The following is a 20,003-nucleotide window of genomic DNA, read 5'->3' on the forward strand; positions in this document are numbered from 1 at the left end:
TCAACGTTCCTCATATTCAAAAGGAGCCTCAGTGGAATATATCTCACGGAAGAATCCTTTGTAGGGTATATCTTCTTCCAAACATTTAATCAGATATAACAGAACCTCGTCATCCTCTTCCGGCTCCTCCCCTTCGCGCTGCATCACCTCAAAATGATCCACAATATTCTCCAAAAGGCTGACTTGAATAAATAAAGGCAGCTTCTCCAGCATGGTATCAGAAACCTGGGTTTCTGATGTGTATCCGGCGAGCGCGGTTTGGAAATACTCATCCATGAACTGTTTACGTTTGTCCGCTTCAGCTTCAAATTGAATCCAACCGACTCCGTTGATCCACAAACTTGCGAGGTCAAACATGTACCAGCCCAAACAGGAATTGTCGAAATCATATACCGTGATTTGTCCCGTATCAAAATCGATCGAATAATTCCCGTCATTATAATCGAAATGAATCATGCCCAATGTCTCCTGGCTCGACCCCAATTCTTTTACTGCTTGGAGAAGTTCCACCATTTTGCTTCTGAGCAGAGAGTATGATTCAGGGACCAACCTCTCGATATACTCCGTATTATATTTGTCCAAAAAATGATGCCTGCTATGAAGGGGTACATAGCTTTTGGATAGCTGATGCATTTTGCCCAGAACTTTGCCGCTATTATAATAGTATTCGGTAAGCGGAACCCCTTCACGATACTGATAATGATTCTCTACCAGCAACTTTCCCTTGGCCTTCACAAACATACAGATAAAGAACGTATGCTCATCATAAGTGATTTCTTCGAACAGATGGCCTTTTTTCGAGCTGACTACATTCGAGACACTTGCACCGTGCTCAAATAAATACCGTACATATTCCAGTTCGGCAATGTAATCTTCCCGCTTTCTGTCAGGCATAAAAGACACTCGGAGAATTAGCGATTCACATCCCTCTTGCTCGCAAGTGTAAACGACATTCCGCCCACCCTCATGAGGAGGAATAAGCTGAATATTGTAACCCTCCAGATGAAACAGCTCGGATACCAATGCGAGTACATGCGTATTGCTAATGTTAACAGCTTCGTTAAAGTTAATCATGATCTCCTCCAGTAAACATTGTTGGGACGGTTTCCCGCACTGCAATGTTCACAAAAGGAATTCTGTAACGAGCTATCCTTTTGTGAACCTAAAGCACAATCACCTTGTTAGACATTGAATTCACTCCTATTGTTTGAATATCACAATTTTACGTAAATATCCCTTAATTGGCTAGTACAAAAATAAAGACCGCCCATATGGGCGGCTTATGAATTTTTTTTATAATTACAGGATTTCTCCGTTCGTTTCAATAACTTGTTTGTACCAGTAGAACGAATCCTTGCGGGTTCTTTCTAGTGAACCGTGTCCTGCGTTGTCTTGATCCACGTAAATAAATCCGTATCGTTTGCCCATTTCCGAAGTTGAACAGCTAATGATATCAATTGGACCCCAACTGGTGAAGCCCATCAATTCCACGCCATCAGCTACAGCTTCTTTCATCTGCTCGATATGACTGCGCAGGTACTCAATCCGGTAGGAATCATGTACGCTTCCATCCTCTTCCAGTGTATCCTTTGCACCCAGTCCGTTCTCCACGATGAAGAGTGGCATCCGGTAACGATCATACAACCGGTTAAGTGCAATACGCAGACCGATTGGGTCGATAGGCCATCCCCACTCGGTAGCTTTGAGATGCGGATTTTTAATCTGACTAACCAACATGCCGGAGTTGCTGTTATCATTCGGATCGTACTTTCCAATATACGTCATGTAATAGCTGAACGCGATAAAGTCCACTGTGTTATCTCGGATAATCGCATCATCCTCGGGTCCTTTGACCAGTTCGATCCCCTGTTCTGCAAAGTAACGTTGCATGTAAGACGGGTATTCACCTCTTGCCTGTACTTCCGGATAGAACAAGTTCATCTGATCTTCCTTCAGTGTTTGCAGAACGTCTTCCGGTTTGCTGGAGGCAGCATACGTCTCCAGGCGGCAGATCATACAGCCGATTTGAGCATTCGGCATTTTCTCTTTACCGCTCTTAACAGCCAGTGCGCTTGCCACAAATTGATGGTGAGTCGCCTGATATGCCACCTGTTCCTGCGAACCTTTAATTTTATCTTCGAGAATGCCGCCGCCGGTGTACAGGCTTGTCAGCATCATATTCATCTCGTTAAAGGTGATCCAGTATTTCACTTTGTTTTTGTAACGGTCAAAAAGTGTGTTGGCAAATTTCAGATACAGGTCGATCATTTCTCGGCTTTCCCAGCCGTTATATTTACGAGTTAATTCTACAGGCATTTCGTAGTGCGAGATCGTTACGAGCGGCTCAATGCCGTATTTCAAGAGTTCGTCGAGCACGTTATCATAGAAGGCAAGTCCAGCTTCATTGGGAACAGCTTCTTCTCCTGTCGGGAAGATGCGTGTCCACGCGATCGAAAGACGAAACACTTTGAAACCCATTTCTGCAAACAATGCAATGTCTTCTTGATAGCGATGATAGAAATCCACACCATTCCGTTTTGGAAAGTAGACGTCTGAGTTACCGCTCAGATATTCTTCCAGCTGAACGGAATCCACATCAAAAGTAAAATCTTTACCATTACGCTCTTCATGAGGGATATAAGGTGCCATGTCTGAAGTAGAGAGACCTTTGCCATCTGCATCATATGCCCCTTCGAGCTGATTGGCTGCGGTAGCTCCTCCCCATAAGAATCCTTTAGGAAATGAGTGTTTAATTGTTTTTGTCATGTGGTTTCTCTCCTTTTTTGGGTGAATACAAGTTAGTTTTATATTGTTCGTGAGTGCTTTTAAAAAAGGTACGCCTTCATACAGCTGTTAACGAACGGTGAGGAGAAGTAATTCATTCATCGGAATCACCCCCTTCACCTGAACCGGTACCACGTCAAGGTAATCTGGCGTATTTGTTACGATCACCGGTGTGACCGGATTAACCCCAGCATCCCGGATGCCATCCATATCGAACGCCAAAAGCAGATCACCCTTCTTCACTTCTTGTCCGGCAGTAACCTTCACGTCAAAAAATTTCCCCTTGAGCGATACACTGTTCAATCCAACGTGAATAAGAATTTCAATCCCGCTCGTCGACGTTAACATGACGGCATGTTTGCTTTTGGCAACCATGGTGACGATCCCATCAAATGGGGCTGTTACGCGTCCTTCCTGCGGAAGAATGGCAATACCTTTTCCGGTCATCTCCTCAGCAAAGGTTTTGTCCGGTAGCGATGCAAGCGGCACGACTTCGCCAGTGAGCGGGCTGAATACTTCGCCTTTCTTTTCTTCAATTGAATGCACGGTTACGGCTCTTGCCTCTTCATCAGTCAAAACAGTTGTTGTGGCTTGTTGCGTCTGGGATTCATGCTGGGATGAACCGGATACGGCAATACGATGTGTGTTCGGCTCATCCCACTTGAGCAGTAAAGTCAGTATGAAGGAAACGGTAAAGCTGATGCCGATGCCGATCAGAGCATACCAGAAGTTAGCCATGCCTCCCCCTGGGCCAATGTATAACGGGAGGGCCAGCAGTCCCGGCACGGCAAAACCAAAGCACTTTAGACCAACTGCAGTAATAAACCCGCCACCAGCGGCCCCACCGATCAGTGAAGCATAAAATGGTTTTTTCAACTTCAGTGTTACCCCATACAGCGCTGGCTCCGTGATGCCGAGCAAGGCAGAGATGCCGCTGGATAAGGCTATGGATTTCATAGTCTTGTCTTTCGTTTTGAGAAACACGGCAGCAACTGCACCCGCCTGACTCATATTGGTCACAAGGTTGATCGGCAGCAAAAGCACGTCATATCCGAGTTTGCTCAAGTTCTGCAGCGTACCCGGGAAAAACGCATAATGCATGCCTGTCATGACGATCAATGGCATTAATCCACCAAGAACAATTCCGGTCAACGGACCTGAATGAGCAAAAAGCCAGGATGTACCCATTTCCAGATAGATACCGATGTAATTCCCAAGTGGCCCAATGGCAATGAGCAGAATGGGAACCGTGATAACCAATACAATCATCGAGGTGAAGATCACTTTGACCGGGCCAGGAATGAATCGATCCACCCAGCGATGAACGTAACTCAGAAGCCACACACCCAGAATGATTGGAATGACAGACTGGGTATAATTCACAATGGACACGGGCAGTGATAGAAAACGTATCGGCTCCAGCTGATTTGCCAGATATGCATTCAGGATGGTTGGATACAATAACGTGCCTGCGAGGGTCAAGGCAATATATTCATTGACTTTGAACTTGCGGGCAGACGAGACAGCAAGCAGAAAAGGTAAAAAATAAAAGGCTGCATTCGCTACAGATGACAGAATCTGATATTCTCCACTTGTCTCATGGATTGCTCCGAGTGTAACCAGTAAAGCCAGAATACCCTTCAGCATACCTGTGCCTATGATGGCAGGAAGGATGGGAGTGAAGATACCCGAGATTGTATCCAGTACTGCATTAATGCCTCTGGAACGGGGAGCACTTGCTTCGGGTTGCGGTTTGCCATCCTGTTTCAGTTGATCCTCAATCTCTTCATACACTGCCGCGACCTTATTTCCGATGACGACTTGAAACTGATCACTCTGAAACTGGGCTCCAAGCACACCGTCCAATGCTCTGATCTGCTCGAGCTGAACCTCATTTTCATCACGAACATTGAATCGCAGCCGTGTGATGCAATGCCAGACTTGTGTTATGTTCCCTTGCCCTCCTGTTAAGTGAATGATTTCTTTCGACAACTCCCGATGATTCATGCTGCTTCCTCCTTTTTTGGGCGAAAAAAAACCAAATGCCAACCCGGCCCGCCATAGGTAGCGGAGTCGGAAACATTTGGTGGTGCCTGATCGAATCAGTAACACTCCATATTCATAATCATGTGGTATAACTCCAAGCTGGTTTATAGAGATCAACCCGTGTCGGAACGGGATGTCACTCTCTCGATGTGAATCATGAGGTATACCATCTCATCGGGAGTAATCGCGAATCCGCGCTGCTGCTCCATCGCTTCCTTTATCTTAAGTGCGCATTGGAAGCTGGACGGGTATCGCTCCGACAATACATCATACAGAAACTGCTGATCCTTGAAGGAAAGTAGTTCCCTGTTCAATTGTCGAACGATGAAGTATCTGAGATGGGTAACAAAACGGGAAAAATCAGTGGTTTCCTGATCCAGTGCCATTCCAAAATGATCCGTCATGATACCTAAAATGTCATTAATCATTTGGGTTATCTTGATCGTTTGATTCATACTGCCGGAATCAAACTGCGAATTCACAAAATGAAGAGCGATGGAGCTTGCCTCTGCCGATGGCAAACATACCTCAAAAGCTTCGTTAATTCGTTCGACGGCATAGGCTCCGATACGGTATTCCACAGGATACAGATGACGGATATCCCAGTGAAGCGGATTTTGCATGTTCACACCACTCTTGTAGCGATCCAGCGCAAAGTGAATGTGATCAGCCAGGGTGAGCAGGACGGAATCGTTCAGCTTTTTACCGATTTGGTTCCGACCATGCTCAATGATTTGATCGGTGACGTTTATGACTTGCAGCGGGATGTCATTAAAAAATTGCTCCAATCGCTGGTATTTGTCATTTGAGCCGATTCGAAATGTTTTTTGAATCTGTTCCCGTGCAATCGGTTGTCCTTTCACTTTTTTGAAACCAACTCCGGTTCCGATCACAATGACTTCACAGCCTTCGGCATCCTCTGCCAGGGCGATGTTGTTGTTTAACGTTTTTTTGAACCTCATGATGTTCTCACCCCCAATATGCAAAAAAGCACCACCATGGTCCCGAACACAAGTCAAACAAACTTGTGAAATCCAGACTGTGGTGGTGCCTGATCGAATCAGTGACACTCCTTATTTAGCTGTATCTTACACCACTGATGTAATCGTTGTCAATACCAATACAAAGGATTTTTCTTACACTTCGTCTAGGTGATTATTGTCTTATTAAAATGACATAAAAGACGGCATTTTATACATTAGGAGTTGTAGATTCCCTTGCCTCGTAATAGTACCGAATCAAAATGTCCTGATCGAAGTTACCGAACCCTTTCCCGAACAGCGTAAGTCCGCCACGACCGGGTACCCCTTCTTCCGGTCTTAATCCCAATGTCCAGTACGTGGAAGAATCCAGCTGCAGATCATGGATACGCACATCCGAGATACGCTGGCCATCAATAAACGTTCCTTCTCCGTTAATACGCAGCACCTTCAGAACACCATACTGGTTGACGTCCAATTTCCACCATAGCGGTGTATGCTTGCCTTTCCGATCGCCAAAGTCCCCTGGGCTTGTCCATGTTCCCAGGTGTTTGCCATTAAGGGAAAAGCGAATGTCGGAAGGCCAGTTTTCATTGACTTGGGGTGCTTCCGAACTGAGTTCGAGTGAAATTTCAATTTCCTGGAGATGCTGTTCTGTATTCAGATAATTCGGAATCTTATATTCCAGAAAGCCACGTGCGAACCAAAGAATGCCCGCGTTGACCCGATCCGGGTCCATGAAACAGGCTGGTGTATCATATTGACCAATCATTTGCGTTGTAGTGGCAATGCCACAGGTCGGCCAAGCTTCATAATCTGTATAATGACCAACCGGAATAGAGACTTCATGGTACGGAGCATCGACTGGTTCAGGAGAGAGATTGATCGTCATGAATTCTTGCAGAATATAGCAGTATTTGTACGTTCCACCGTTCTCACGCTTCATGCGGCTGCCTACGATGCCCGCTTTCTGCAATTTGCTCACATGTGTACTAACGATGGCTTTGCTCAGATACAGCTCTTTGGCAAGCGCATTGATATGCATTTCCCTGTTTTGCAATAATAAACGAACGATATTTAAACGAGCCTCGCTCGCGAGCGCTTCATATATAATCAAGGATGAGGCATCCGTGCCAAGCATCATGAACTTCACTCCCTTATCTCTATAAAACCCAATATACTAGTGGTTTAGGATTCGTTATTTAGCGAACCCTGTAAAATGAACTTGCTCAATATAATAGCATTATGATACACATTAGATAACAAATCAATGAGTTGATTTTGCTTTTATGCGAACTCATCATCAAATAAAGTTTCTTATACATCTAAAATTAATTCTATGGAGGTTTTCCCATGCTTACATCCAAGATGCTTATTGATAAAGATTTCCAGATTGCGGAAGTAGACCCTCGTGTATACGGTTCATTTGTAGAACATTTGGGACGGGCTGTATATGGCGGTATTTATGATCCAGGTCATCCTACTGCGGATGCTCAAGGTTTCCGTCAGGACGCTATTGAAGCGATCAAGGCGCTGAACGTGCCCATCGTTCGTTACCCGGGTGGCAATTTCGTATCCGGTTACAATTGGGAGGACGGCGTTGGTCCGGTAGCGGAGCGCAAACGCAGACTTGAGCTGGCTTGGTGGACGATCGAAACGAATGCTGTAGGAACAAACGAATTTGCAGATTGGGCCAAACGGGTTGGAACCGAAGTGATGATGGCTGTAAATCTGGGTACTCGCGGCATTGATGCGGCCAGAAATCTGGTCGAATACTGCAACCACCCATCTGGCACATACTGGAGTGATCTGCGTATCTCTCACGGATATAAAGATCCACATAAATTCAAAACATGGTGCCTCGGCAACGAAATGGACGGTCCTTGGCAGATTGGTGCGATGACCGCATATGAATATGGCCGTATTGCGAACGAGACAGCCAAAGCGATGAAGTGGGTTGACCCAGACATCGAACTCGTCGCATGTGGCAGCTCCAGCCGTGACATGAAGACATTTGCAGATTGGGAAGCAACTGTGCTTGATCTCACCTATGAAAATGTGGACTACTTGTCCCTGCATCAGTATTACAATAACAACAAAGACAACACGTATGACTTCCTCGCGACCTCGCTGGATCTGGATCAATTTATTGATAGTGTGGCTTCGATCTGTGATTTTGTACAAGCCAAGAAACGCAGCAAAAAGAAATTGATGCTGTCGCTGGATGAATGGAATGTGTGGAAATCCATTGGCACAAGCCGTATGGAAGAGCGCTGGCAGATTGCCCCTCCAGAGTTTGAAGATGTGTATACACATGAAGATGCACTGGCAGTGGGCTGTTATCTGATCACCATTCTCAAACATGCTGACCGTGTTAAAATGGCTTGCCTTGCTCAGCTGATTAACACCATTGCACCAATCATGACGGAAAATAACGGCGCGATCTGGTTCCAGACAACATACTTCCCGTTTCTGCATGCATCCAACTTTGGACGCGGAACGGTTCTGCGTTCCATCACAACTTCTCCTAAATATGATTCCAAAGACTTTACAGATGTGCCTTATCTCGAAGCGATCAGTGTGCACGATGAAGAGAACGGCACGATCACGATCTTTGCGGTGAACAGACATCTGGATGAGCAATTGGAATTGAATGTGGATCTGCGTTCTTTCGGAGAAACCACATTTGTAGAGCACATCGTACTGGAAAACAACGATCTGAAGGCTACGAATACCAAAGAAAATCCACGCAACGTCCTTCCACACAATGGCGGACACACAACAGTGGATCAAGGTAAAGTTCAAGCTGTGCTGAACAAAGCGTCATGGAACGTGATTCGCCTGAAAACCAAACAGGCTTAATTAAAATTAGTAAGCGAACTATCTTTTTTTGTTAAAATAGCCCAAATTACCATGCGTGTTTCAATGCTACGCAAGATCAATATAGTGAGGGGCCGTCCCATGAGTCATACCGATGACTGGGAAGGCCCCTTATTCGCGTTCACTGTTCCAAGGAAACCTGCTTTGCGCGAATCGCTGAAAATGATCTAATGAATCTCACACATGCTATTCGCTTTCTTTTGCGCAGATTTGATGTGTAACGAATCACAGAGACGTTATTTCGGCAAACACACTACCCTTTCAGGATCAGAAGCCATTTTATAGAGCAATAGCTTTACTGAGGTTCGTTACAATTTTTATATCTTGATTATCGGTCTAATAAGATGTGGTAGGTTCGTTAGCACTTGCTGCCAAGGGAAATTCTTTTCGAGAGCACCATTTTGGGTTTCAACGGTATGCAAATAAGCTGCCTCCATCGAGCACGGGAAGCAGCTTTCATTTTCCTTTCTTGTATGAGCAATGGTTTAGTCCTCGTTCTCTTCCGTTTCGACTTCACCCTGAGCTGCTTGGCTTGCTGGAGTCATCAGCCCTTGAACAGCCCCCATAAATGGCTTAATCTGCTTAATCATGCCATACCCCATTTTGACCACAGGTGTAAACCGCTGGATCATGCCAAACAACCGCATACCCCCGCCTAACATACCTCCAATCGAGCCTGCACCGCCAAGTCCGCCAAAGCCACCTAACAATGAGCCTAACATAGGCATGAATGAAGATACCTGAGCTTGCCGGGAAGTTGAACGAGACATCGACCGGGATCGTACCTGCGACTTTCGAGTGCTGTTGCCCCGTTTACGGTTTCGAGAGGATGCTGTTTTTCTCACAGCACCTGCTTTAGGTTTAGCTTTGCGAGTACTGCCTTCAGATGAGGATGCTGTAATTGCGGCCTGAGTAAGCTTTCCGCCCCCGGTAATCACTACTCCTGCGTGATTGACATCTGAGATGTAGCCAACGTACGTTTCGCCATTATGAAGAGTCACGCAGACTGGACGATCCTTAAGCCGTTTTGCCTTGACGTGTATTTCAGTGGTCTTCGCCATGGAATTCACCTCACTTGACTTGATCTACTTCAGTCTACGCAATGGGTGGACGACTTGCCTGTGCGAATAACACATCCGTGTGCCGAAGCAGGAAGATTCCTACGCGACGTGCTACTACAGATTTCTTGTTTTTTCCTCAGATATGCTCAATATACATCTCATTCAAAATATGACCCACACGATATGTGTTCTCTGCCAATTCAGATGTCACATATGAAGCAACATCACTCTTTTCGATATTGTACATGACTTCTATTTCTTTAGAAAAAAGAAGGTGTCCCTCATTCATTTTCTGCTCCAACGAGGTAATCTGTTTGGGTTGCAGATCAACTCCCAACACCATCTGAAGTGCTTGCACATAGGTTTCAAGAGAACGCACTCCGACAATTTTCATACCTTGGTTCTCTTCATTTACAATGATAATGGATGGGAAACCTCTAACTCCCAAACTAGCGACATGCTCGAAGTCTTCCTCTAATAACTCTTGTGCCGATTGCTGTGCAGCCGCCTCAACCACTTCTTTTCCATTCAAGCCCAGTTGATTGACGATATCGTTCAGCACATCATCTTCTCCAATATTTCGATTAAATGCAAACACGGCTTCACGCACACGTCTTAAAAATTCATGCTCTTTACCAGGGTGTGTACTCTGAATGACCTTAAAAACGCGAGATGGAGGATAGGAAGAAAGTATTGGATTATCATGCCATAAGGAACCGTCGATCGGCATGCGTGAATGCTCACCCACTTCCTTCCAATGCTCTGCAACGTCCGAAGGCTTCTGAATCCCGTTAGCACCATCCGAGAAACCGTTCCAGTTAGCCAGTAACCCGCCCATTTTGGTTTGCATCGAAAAATAATGGCCGTATTCCTCAACAAACCGATGAAGCACAGGCTCAAGCGCCCAGCAGTGAGAGCAGATCGGATCTGTTGCGTAATAAAGAGTTATCCTTTTTTCAACGCGATTTAGATTGATTTTTTGCATAGCCTCTTCTTCGCTCACACCACATATGCCTGTTTCCAGATCACACATCATAGATTCGTTACTCACGTATATCCCGCCTTTATCTTGTCTTAAGAATTGATTTTCTTGTGTTAGTTTGATTATAATATCTACAATCTTCTGAACAAGTACGATTCTTTTTCTGACTTAGTATCAAAAAGTATACTATTGGAGGGTATCAAGTGAAATACGAGTTTAATTTCGATCAGTTATGTCCTGCGACTTATGCATTTCAGGTCATTGGAGGCAAGTGGAATCTTCCAATCCTGGCAATCCTCAGTGAAAATGAATGTATACGTTACAATGAATTAAAAAGAAGACTGCCTGGCATTACCGGAACGATGCTAACAAACTGTTTGAAGGATTTGATTCATTCCGGCCTCGTACATCGGGAGCAATATAATGAGGTACCACCGAGAGTGGAATATTCGCTCACAGAATCGGGCAAGGAATTGGTTCCTATAATCGAATCCGTGGTAATGTGGGGTCAGAAAAATATGACAGCAGGTATGAAGGAACAAGATATATAATTCTGACCTTGTGTAACGCCTTCGTCTGGATGTTCATTTCCGAATCACTCAGTACACTCTGTTCAACGGCAAAAAGGCTATTTCACTGGACCATTACGTCCTATGAAATAGCCTTTCCTTTATACATACAAGGCTGCCGTGTGCACATCTAACGATTCAGGTCGTCATCTTCCTCGTTTCCTAAATACATAACCGTTTGTTCTCCCTCAACCAACCTAACGATCTGCTTCCGTAATTTTGAGGGCAATAAAGGCAATTGGATCAAATTTTTAAGTTCAAGCCATTCATACTCTATTTGATTTTCGTCACTTGGCAGAATAGCACTGTCATTGTCCATTAAACCTATGTATTCGGATAAAAAAACAAAATCTACACGATGAAGAGCTGCACCATAGACACCTTCAATGACGAATTCCAATGATAAAGGCTCTACATCTACTCCGACTTCTGCTGCGACTTCTCTCTTCACAGCCTCAGTCAGTGTTTCACCTGCATTCTGGCTTCCACCAGGCAAGGTATAGATTATATCACCATTATCTTCCTGCCTAATCGCCAGCATTCTCCCATCTTTGATAATTAATGCTTTTGCAGAATTTCTAATCTTCCTCTCCATTGTAAGCCCCCATATATTTTGTGAAGAATATTTTAACACATACATCTAAACAAATTCTGAACAATTAACATGAGTAAAAAAAGAAGGAGTATAAAGTAAAAAAAGTACACAAAGCTCATTTATCTTTTCTTCACTACGACTCAAAAGTAAAAAAACATACGGGTTCTCGTCAATAACCTTTATATCACGTTCCACCTTTCTCGTTTAGAATATTTCAAAGAAAGCGTTATTGATTCTGACTGATAAGGGGGAAAAGAAATGAACAAGAAAACGAAAGCTTTAGTCTTGTCTGTGTGCATGTCAACCTTATTACTCGCAGCCTGTAGCAATGGAAGCGGTGCTGAGAAAGGTTCAACGACGGATCCGGATTCCAACGAGGCTGGAACGACAACCATTCACACCGTAACATCTGAATACTCTTCTGCAAAATATCCAAAGGGCGACGATATCACCAACAATGTGTGGATTAAGCGCTACAAAGAGAAGTTTAATATCGATGTGAAAACAGACTGGGTCAGCGATGAGTACGATACCAAATTGAATTTGGCTATCGCATCGAACGATCTTCCAGACGTCTTCAGGGTTAACCCATCTCAACTGAGGCAGTTGGTCGAAGCCGATATGGTCATGGACCTTTCCGAGGTCTTTGATCAACACGCTTCGGATCGTCTCAAAGGTTATATGGAAGCGGATGCAGACAGTTACGAGTCCGGAAAGAAGGACGGTAAGCTGTACGGCATACCGCAGATGCACTGGGGATTAATTGAACAACCAGACTTCATCTGGATTCGGAACGACTGGAAAGAAGAATTAGGACTCCAGGATCCAAAATCTGTGGAAGACATTAAGAATATCGCACTGAAATTCATGGAAAAGCACGGCGGTTATGGCATAGCAGTAGACCAATCGTTGGATTACCTCAACCTGCTCGCTATCGCATGGAATGCGCATCCGGATATGTGGATGGAGGATAACAGTGGACAACTCGTGTATGGCTCCGTGCAGCCTGAGATGAAGAATGCGCTGGCTGAGTGGTCAGAATGGTACAAGCAAGGCATCATTGATCCGGAATTTGCAATCAAAGACTTCAACGCGATGAACGCGGACATTGTCGCTGGCAAAGTGGGAATGCAGCCTTATTACCAATGGTGGGGTTATAATCCGGGTGTCGATACGGTATCCAACTTGGGTAAGGACGCTATCTTCTATCCTTATATCATTCCTACCGTCGATGGGAAGGAAGCCAAACAATCCATCTTTTTCGCTAACAACAATTATATTGTCATGAAGAAGGGGTTCAAGAGCCCTGAACAAGTGATCCAGATTTTGAACGATTATGCTTATATCGTGGATGAAGGCAATGGCAAGGAATCGAAAGAAACGTTATCCGCCCTATTGGACAATGATATTGCTCATGTGGTGGGAGCATTTCGTGTACTGAATCCGAATTCGGATTACGAGCAATTTGAGGCAGTGTCGGCTGCCCTTGAATCCAAGGATACCAGTGGACTCACGACTTCGGGTATGTGGCAAAAATATAATAATAGTGTTGAATTCATGGAGAACGCAACACCAGGAGCGGTCGGTGATTATTTGCAACAAGGTGCTCCTAAAAATGCGTATAGTCTTGCCAAAAAAGTACTCGACAGCGAAAACTATACGAAGACAGCCTTATGGGGTGTTACACCAGAGATCCTTTCAAGCTATGGAACCACCTTGGATGATATCCTGACGGAGGGCTTCACCAAGATCATTATGGGCAGCGAAAGTATCGATTATTTCGATGTGATTGTTCAGAACTGGCGAGCAGCCGGAGGCGATGACGCAACCCGGGCCGTCAATGAGGCATACGGAAAATAATAAGTCTGTTGCCAAGAAGGGATGGGAATGTTCTCGTCTCTTCTTGGCAGCGGTTACAACTTTATCGCGCCAAGAACGGAGGAATACGAATGCTGAGAAAATGGAAGCAACAGCAAGCTTACCACCTCATGTTGATCCCAAGCCTGGTCCTGGTCTTCATCTTTAGTTACATCCCATTCTACGGACTTATTATCGCGTTTCAGAAGTACAATCCGGGCCTCGGTTTCAATTCCCCATGGGTAGGATGGGATAATTTTACGCACATCTTTAATCAGCCGAACTTCGTAAGAACGATCTGGAATACATTGTACATGTCTGTCTTCAAGATTATTGGTGGTATAATCGTGCCCGTTATTTTTGCATTACTGCTCAACGAGGTACTTCACAGTGGAATCAAACGTACATTCCAAACACTCGTCTACATTCCGAACTTCCTCTCTTGGGTCATTATGGCCGGCATCATGCTGGATATCCTTAGCTCCGATGGCATTATCAATACGTTTCTGGGCGTATTCGGGATTGCGCCGATCTCCTTTCTTGGCACACCCTCTATTTTTCCTTGGACGATGATCGTAAGTGACATATGGAAAGGCTTCGGGTTTGGCACGGTTGTTTATTTGGCAGCCCTGACCAGTATTGATCCGGGACTTTACGAGGCCGCGGTGATTGACGGAGCCAAACGCTGGAAGCAGACCATCTACATTACGTTGCCCCTCCTCATGCCAACGATTGTCTTAATGACCGTGTTGTCACTTGGAAATGTCCTCAATGCTGGCTTTGACCAAATCTATAATCTCTACTCCCCTGTCGTCTATCAGACCGGTGATATTATTGACACCTATGTATACCGTCTGGGAATTCAGCAGGCACAGTATTCGATTGGTACCGCTGTCGGATTGTTCAAATCCATCATTTCCAGTGTTCTGGTTGCCGTATCATACATCCTGGCCTACAGGGTGGCAGGCTATCGCATCTTCTAAGAAGGAGGAACGGATACTATGATCTATGATAAAAGTCTGAGCAGGCGTGTGTTTCTTATCCTAAACTACTTCATATTGCTTCTAATCTCTCTCCTGTGTATCCTGCCGTTTATTAACCTGTTGGCTGTATCATTCAGCAGCAGCGCAGCAGTATCTGCGGGGAGTGTTACGTTCTGGCCGGTGGAATTTACAACAAAGGCCTATGAATTTGCACTAACGGGAGGATCATTTTTCTCCTCTCTCTGGGTAGCCATTCAACGAACCGTTATCGGAACTTTGGTGAATCTGGTTCTGATCGTACTCACGGCTTATCCCCTCTCCAAATCCAAGCAAAAATTGATGGGGCGTAATATCTATATGGGATTTTTCATAGTAACCATGTTATTCAGTGGAGGACTAATTCCAACCTATCTCGTTGTCGTCAAAATGGGGCTGATCGATTCCATATGGTCTCTGATCCTGCCTGGGGCTCTCCCCGTATTCAGTATGATTATCCTCATGAATTTCATTAGGGGGTTGCCCGAGGAGATTGAAGAATCAGCCATTATCGATGGTGCTGGGCCTGTACAGGTTTTGCTTCGTATACTCCTCCCGCTCCTCAAACCAGCTCTCGCAACCGTTGGTTTGTTCAGTATCGTCGCCCACTGGAATTCGTGGTTCGATGGCATTATCTATATGAACAATCCAGCCAATTATCCATTACAAAGCTACCTGCAGACCCTGCTGCAGAGCTTTGAGCAAATCATGTTGAAGTCTGGATCCGACTATACTCAACTTCTATCCATGATGAACGCCAGAACTGGACGTGCTGCTCAAATGTTCTTGGGTGCCATTCCGATTTTACTCGTGTATCCGTTCCTGCAGAAATACTTTACCAAGGGTTTGGTTCTCGGTAGCGTCAAAGGATAAAAGGATAATTAGAAGAGCTTGCAGATAATCCTGCAAGCTCTTTTGGTGTGTTCACTCTACGAGACATCCTTGAAATCGTTCAATCATTGCAAACGTATGCAAAAATTCTTCTAAAATTACATTGTTTTCGTAATGGCAGGTAGCAGCATGGTAAAAATCGTCCCTTCCCCGATTTGACTAGCCACCTGTATTCCGTAGGAATTGCCAAAATGAAGTTGAATACGCCGCTGCACATTATGCAGGCCAATCCCATTGGTTCCCGTACCTGCACCGGACTTTTCTTCCATTAGGTTCTGCATTGTATACTGATCCATTCCGATACCATTATCGCGAATTTCAATTACAATATTACTGTCCTGAGCATGAATTCGAATGGTAATAATCCCGTCCTCTTCGAGTTCGGCCAGACCGTGAAAAATCGCATTTTCCACAATGGGCTGCAGAATCATTTTGGGCATATGATAATCTAGCAGTCTATCCTCAATCTCATATTTCATATGAATACAGTCGTAGTACCTGACATTCTGGATCCTTACGTAATTTGCTATATTATCGATTTCTTCACGAATGGTTACAAGGGTTCCATCGGATCTTGTTGCATAACGAAGCATTGAAATCAATGCATCTGTCATTTCCACGATTTTGTCAGCCTGCTGCATGGAGGCAATCCACTTCACTGAGCCCAACGTGTTATACAGAAAATGAGGCTTGATCTGATCGTGAAGTGCACGCATCTCAGCCTTTGCTTTCTCTATTTCTTCCTGCTGCATCCGCTCGACCATACGCTTCAATTCATATGACATCTTGTTGAATCGAACCGACAAATGCCCGATCTCATCGCGAGAACGAATATGTTCGACTTGTTCAAACTGGCCCTTCTCGACCAAAGCGATATTACGCAGCAGTTTCTTTATGGGAGTGGTGATAACATGAGATAGAAATATTGAAAGGATCGCAGCAAAAAGAACCATGACAATGGCCAGTGTCACCAGATTATGTCCTAATATTTTGCCGTCGGCAGTCAACTCATCCAAAGGCATGTATAAGTAGGTTGTCCATTTTTGCTGACTAAGGGGACTCGTCACTACGACATTCATTGATTCGGGTGGACGGACATTGTCCCGGAACAACGTACCGATTAAGCGGTCATCCACGTTATATACGATCTTGTCATTCTCATCGACGATCATGAACCTGGAGCGCAGCCCTTCCTGCAAGTTACGATTAACAATTTCAATGAACTTTATATCAATGCTGACGACAATCACGCCAAGCAGTTCCCCGCTAGCCACATCATGAATTTTGCGAGCATGTGACACTGCCAGAATTTTATTCTCCAATTGCTCATCGATTCGGGTTGTTAACGTGATGGTTCGATCATTATCATGCATGAACTTTTTAAACCACAATTCGTTCGCCACTTTGAAGTCCGGGTCAATAGGCTGGTTCGGGCTCACGAACAGATCTTGCCCTCCATTCAAATTGTAGAGATAAATGGAGAATACACGATCCTTCATCATGATATAATTCATCAGAATATTGTATGCGGCAATCTCATTTTGTTCATCACCATCTCGCAGAAAATCCTGGATCGGAAAGCTTCCTTCATGGGTTGCAGATAAATTGTCGCTAAGTCCGTTACTGGCAAGCAGCGTGATTTTTTCAATCTCCTTCAGGAACTCGTCGATGCGGATATTCGTCTGCTTGGCCAGATCGGTGAGCAGATTCGTATAATTTTGCGCCAATAACCGTTCGGAGGAGTAATACGAACTGATCGTCATCACAAGTACTGGAAGGATGATGACTGTTATGCATATCACCATGATTTTGTACTTGATTCGCAAGAGCCGGGCATGCTTCATATGCTGCACCTCTATTCACGGATTACATTAACCCCTGCTGTCGTTCTCGATATTCCTCAGGAGTGAATCCTACCGATTTTTTAAAAATCTTACTGAAGTACGTGTAATTATGGTAGCCCACCTTTTCAGCGATTTCATATACCCTCAGTTCCCTGCTCAATAGGTAAGCCTTGGCATGTTCAATCCGAACTCGTGTCAGGTAAGTGATAAAGTTCTCTCCTTTTTCCTGCTTAAACAATCGGCTGAGGTACGAAGGATTGACACTGATTTGGCCAGCGATACTTTGCAATGAAATATCCTCGGCGTAATACTTGTCCATTAACTCAATCGCGAGGTCTGTGTATGAACGCTCCTGCATGATCCGCGAATCCGTTTGAAAGTAATACGTAATATGAGCCAGCATATCTTGGTGAATGTCCTTCCAGTACTCTCCCTTCAGAACAATTTCGTATGGCGATCTCTCCGTTAATGAAGACTTTCCTCTTTCAATGGCTCGTGAAAGATGGGAGTGTATGGTTTCCATCACCATAATATATTGCTTGCGAATACTGCTCTCATCCGCTCGTTGAACCTCCAGATCAGAGCGAATCTCTTCAAGGAATTCCTCCGCCTTTTTGCTGTCTTTACTCACCCATAATTTGAGGAAATCTCGTTCTTGCTCTGGACTGAGCATTCCATTCACTTCTTTCCGGGGTGGAGCTTGAATCACATCCTCGTAATACAGTATCTGGTTACTGCCGCTAAAGAAACTTTGTTTTAGGGCGAATTCCGCTTCCTGACATGCCCTTCTTATGCCATGGAAGCCGGAAACGATTGTACTTGCGCCCGCTGTGAGTGACAGATTCATAAAATCCTTGATTGAAGACATAAGCTTATTACATAGTTTGTTTAGATCGGATTGCACGGACTCACTGCCCGGAAGAACATTGACAATAACCCAATATTCAGATGAGCTTTCCACGAAAATCTCTTTCTCCCATTTGGATGGCATGATCTCTTCCATAATATTCAGAATCGAAAATCGGAGTAGTTTTTCCCCCTTCTCGACATATTTCCTCTTCGCTTCCTCGTAATAGTTCACAATAAACTTGATGACAACCAACTTGTCTGATCGTATACGAAAATGTAATTCTTTCGTTTTGGAGGCCATATCCTTTCCACTTATGAATCCGCTTACAATATCCTGAAAAAAACTATCCTTTAGATGTCTCAGGTTCTTGGAATAATCATGGGCCATCAAAGGTACGTTGTTCTGACTGCCACGTTCACTTTGTAGTTTCTCTTCCATGGTTGCAAGGAGATCGATTAGAGAGGTTTCTGTAATCTCACTTTTAATCAAGTAGTCTACAGCGCCAAGCTTCAATGCCTCTTTAACATAATGGAATTCGTCAAAATTACTGAGGATGACATATTTGCAGGATTTCATTAAACAAGATGCCTTTTGTATGAGCTCTAACCCATCCATGATTGGCATCTTGATATCGGTAATAATTAGATCAGGGGTCACTTCTAGTGCGAGTTCCAATGCTTCTTTCCCGTTCCCCGCTTCACCAGCAACATAAAAATTGTACTCTTCCCAATTCAGCATGGAACGAATTCCGACCCGCATGAGCAGTTCATCATCTACGATCATCAATTTATACATGAGCATCCTCCAACATGAACCATTTTCACTATTTTACCATTAAACCCATTGTTGCAAAGATGTCTAACCTCCCTTTTTAATTGTAATATCTAATCAAAATGGATGTCCCTTTCGTTGTTGTTCTCAACAGATATATCCTATGATAAACTTGGGTTGTTTCATTTGGTAAAGTAAGACACCCCAGAGGAGATGTTACGTTGAATTTGAAAGCGGAAAAATTTGATTATATTTCAGAGACAGAACGATTAATAATAAGACCTTTAAAGAAAGACGACTATGTAAACTGGTTAAATGAGTTTGAAAATCGTTTACCCTCCCAACACCGCCACGATAAAGGCAAGATGGATATGAGCGAATGTACACTGGATTGGTTTCATCATCTGGTAGATCGACATCAAGAGTTAGCACGTACAGATGCCGTTTATGTTTTTGGAGTGTTTAGAAAAAAAGATGGTACGCATCTGGGTATGATCGATATCGCTACCTTAGCAAGAGCTGATTTTCAATGGGGAAGCTTCGGATATACGATCCATAATCAGTATTGGAGAAAAGGCTACGGCAAAGAAGCCGTAAGTGAGGCTCTGCATATTGCATTTGAACATTTAAAATTCCACCGTATTGAAGCCCATATTAATTTGGATAATATACCCTCCAAGAAACTCGCAGAAAGTGTGGGCATGGCATTTGAATGTGTTCGAAAAGGGTTTATATACGAAAATGATGAATGGACAGACCATTTCGTTTATTACAAAAATTTCAATTAATATATTCCAACCATGGATTAAAAGAGCGAACAAAGCACTGGTGTGCCCTGTCCGCTCTTGTGGTAATCAAGCGCCATTCCCTCAAA

16 protein-coding genes are annotated in these 20,003 nt (G+C 44.2%); 6 read left to right on the forward strand and 10 right to left on the reverse strand.

The genetic code is table 11. The features are described 5' to 3' along the window. The 5 genes from MHB49_RS19890 to MHB49_RS19910 all read right to left on the reverse strand — a co-directional run bounded on the left by MHB49_RS19890 (position 1) and on the right by MHB49_RS19910 (position 6,954). Positions 1-1,074: a phosphotransferase enzyme family protein gene (locus tag MHB49_RS19890; protein ID WP_405152703.1), complete on the reverse strand. Its 1,074-nt coding sequence runs from the start codon at positions 1,072-1,074 to the stop codon at positions 1-3. 225 nt (positions 1,075-1,299) lie between these two features. Beyond that, positions 1,300-2,766 carry a glycoside hydrolase family 1 protein gene (locus MHB49_RS19895; protein ID WP_405152704.1) on the reverse strand — a complete coding sequence of 489 codons (1,467 nt, stop codon included), beginning with the start codon at positions 2,764-2,766 and terminating at the stop codon, positions 1,300-1,302. A gap of 87 nt (positions 2,767-2,853) precedes the next feature. Then, positions 2,854-4,791: a beta-glucoside-specific PTS transporter subunit IIABC gene (locus MHB49_RS19900; RefSeq protein WP_405152705.1), complete on the reverse strand. Its 1,938-nt coding sequence runs from the start codon at positions 4,789-4,791 to the stop codon at positions 2,854-2,856. A gap of 152 nt (positions 4,792-4,943) precedes the next feature. Beyond that, complete coding sequence (licT, locus tag MHB49_RS19905; protein ID WP_405152706.1) at positions 4,944-5,792, reverse strand: BglG family transcription antiterminator LicT; 849 nt, start codon at positions 5,790-5,792, stop codon at positions 4,944-4,946. Between the two features lie 229 nt (positions 5,793-6,021). Then, the gene (locus MHB49_RS19910; protein WP_405152707.1) at positions 6,022-6,954 is read right to left on the reverse strand and encodes an ArsR/SmtB family transcription factor; all 933 of its coding nucleotides are present in this window, start codon (positions 6,952-6,954) and stop codon (positions 6,022-6,024) included. Between the two features lie 209 nt (positions 6,955-7,163). Here MHB49_RS19910 and MHB49_RS19915 point away from each other — a divergent pair, with 209 nt between their 5' ends. Then, entirely contained in the window at positions 7,164-8,672 is a 1,509-nt protein-coding gene (locus MHB49_RS19915) for an alpha-N-arabinofuranosidase (protein WP_405152708.1), read from the forward strand. Positions 8,673-9,175: 503 nt separating this feature from the next. Here the strand turns inward: MHB49_RS19915 and MHB49_RS19920 are convergent. Both MHB49_RS19920 and MHB49_RS19925 read right to left on the reverse strand, forming a co-directional pair. Continuing rightward, positions 9,176-9,751, reverse strand: a complete 576-nt coding sequence (locus MHB49_RS19920) for a hypothetical protein (protein WP_247897867.1) — start codon at positions 9,749-9,751, stop codon at positions 9,176-9,178. A 136-nt stretch (positions 9,752-9,887) separates the two neighbouring features. Continuing rightward, positions 9,888-10,802: a DsbA family protein gene (locus tag MHB49_RS19925; RefSeq protein WP_405152709.1), complete on the reverse strand. Its 915-nt coding sequence runs from the start codon at positions 10,800-10,802 to the stop codon at positions 9,888-9,890. A 134-nt stretch (positions 10,803-10,936) separates the two neighbouring features. Between MHB49_RS19925 and MHB49_RS19930 the strand changes: the two genes are divergently transcribed. Next, positions 10,937-11,284, forward strand: a complete 348-nt coding sequence (locus MHB49_RS19930) for a winged helix-turn-helix transcriptional regulator (protein WP_405152710.1) — start codon at positions 10,937-10,939, stop codon at positions 11,282-11,284. A 148-nt stretch (positions 11,285-11,432) separates the two neighbouring features. Here MHB49_RS19930 and MHB49_RS19935 read toward each other — a convergent pair whose 3' ends face one another. Continuing rightward, positions 11,433-11,897 carry an NUDIX domain-containing protein gene (locus MHB49_RS19935; RefSeq protein WP_247897870.1) on the reverse strand — a complete coding sequence of 155 codons (465 nt, stop codon included), beginning with the start codon at positions 11,895-11,897 and terminating at the stop codon, positions 11,433-11,435. A gap of 258 nt (positions 11,898-12,155) precedes the next feature. On the opposite strand from MHB49_RS19935, the gene MHB49_RS19940 reads away from it, so the two are divergent. The 3 genes from MHB49_RS19940 to MHB49_RS19950 all read left to right on the forward strand — a co-directional run bounded on the left by MHB49_RS19940 (position 12,156) and on the right by MHB49_RS19950 (position 15,646). Further along, a complete protein-coding gene (locus MHB49_RS19940; protein ID WP_405152711.1) occupies positions 12,156-13,757 on the forward strand; it encodes a hypothetical protein in 1,602 nt (533 codons plus the stop codon). Between the two features lie 89 nt (positions 13,758-13,846). Further along, on the forward strand, positions 13,847-14,737 hold the full coding sequence (locus MHB49_RS19945; protein WP_405152712.1) for an ABC transporter permease: 891 nt from the start codon (positions 13,847-13,849) through the stop codon (positions 14,735-14,737). An 18-nt stretch (positions 14,738-14,755) separates the two neighbouring features. Further along, the gene (locus tag MHB49_RS19950; RefSeq protein WP_247897873.1) at positions 14,756-15,646 is read left to right on the forward strand and encodes a carbohydrate ABC transporter permease; all 891 of its coding nucleotides are present in this window, start codon (positions 14,756-14,758) and stop codon (positions 15,644-15,646) included. A 116-nt stretch (positions 15,647-15,762) separates the two neighbouring features. Here the strand turns inward: MHB49_RS19950 and MHB49_RS19955 are convergent, their stop codons facing one another. Beyond that, complete coding sequence (locus MHB49_RS19955; protein ID WP_405152713.1) at positions 15,763-17,508, reverse strand: sensor histidine kinase; 1,746 nt, start codon at positions 17,506-17,508, stop codon at positions 15,763-15,765. Between the two features lie 22 nt (positions 17,509-17,530). Beyond that, positions 17,531-19,153: a helix-turn-helix domain-containing protein gene (locus MHB49_RS19960; protein WP_405152714.1), complete on the reverse strand. Its 1,623-nt coding sequence runs from the start codon at positions 19,151-19,153 to the stop codon at positions 17,531-17,533. 197 nt (positions 19,154-19,350) lie between these two features. Between MHB49_RS19960 and MHB49_RS19965 the strand changes: the two genes are divergently transcribed. Next, positions 19,351-19,917: a GNAT family N-acetyltransferase gene (locus tag MHB49_RS19965; protein WP_247897876.1), complete on the forward strand. Its 567-nt coding sequence runs from the start codon at positions 19,351-19,353 to the stop codon at positions 19,915-19,917. Positions 19,918-20,003: the final 86 nt, after the last annotated feature.

This window comes from Paenibacillus sp. FSL K6-0108 (assembly GCF_045040695.1).
Taxonomy (GTDB): Bacteria; Bacillota; Bacilli; order Paenibacillales; family Paenibacillaceae; genus Paenibacillus; species Paenibacillus pabuli_B.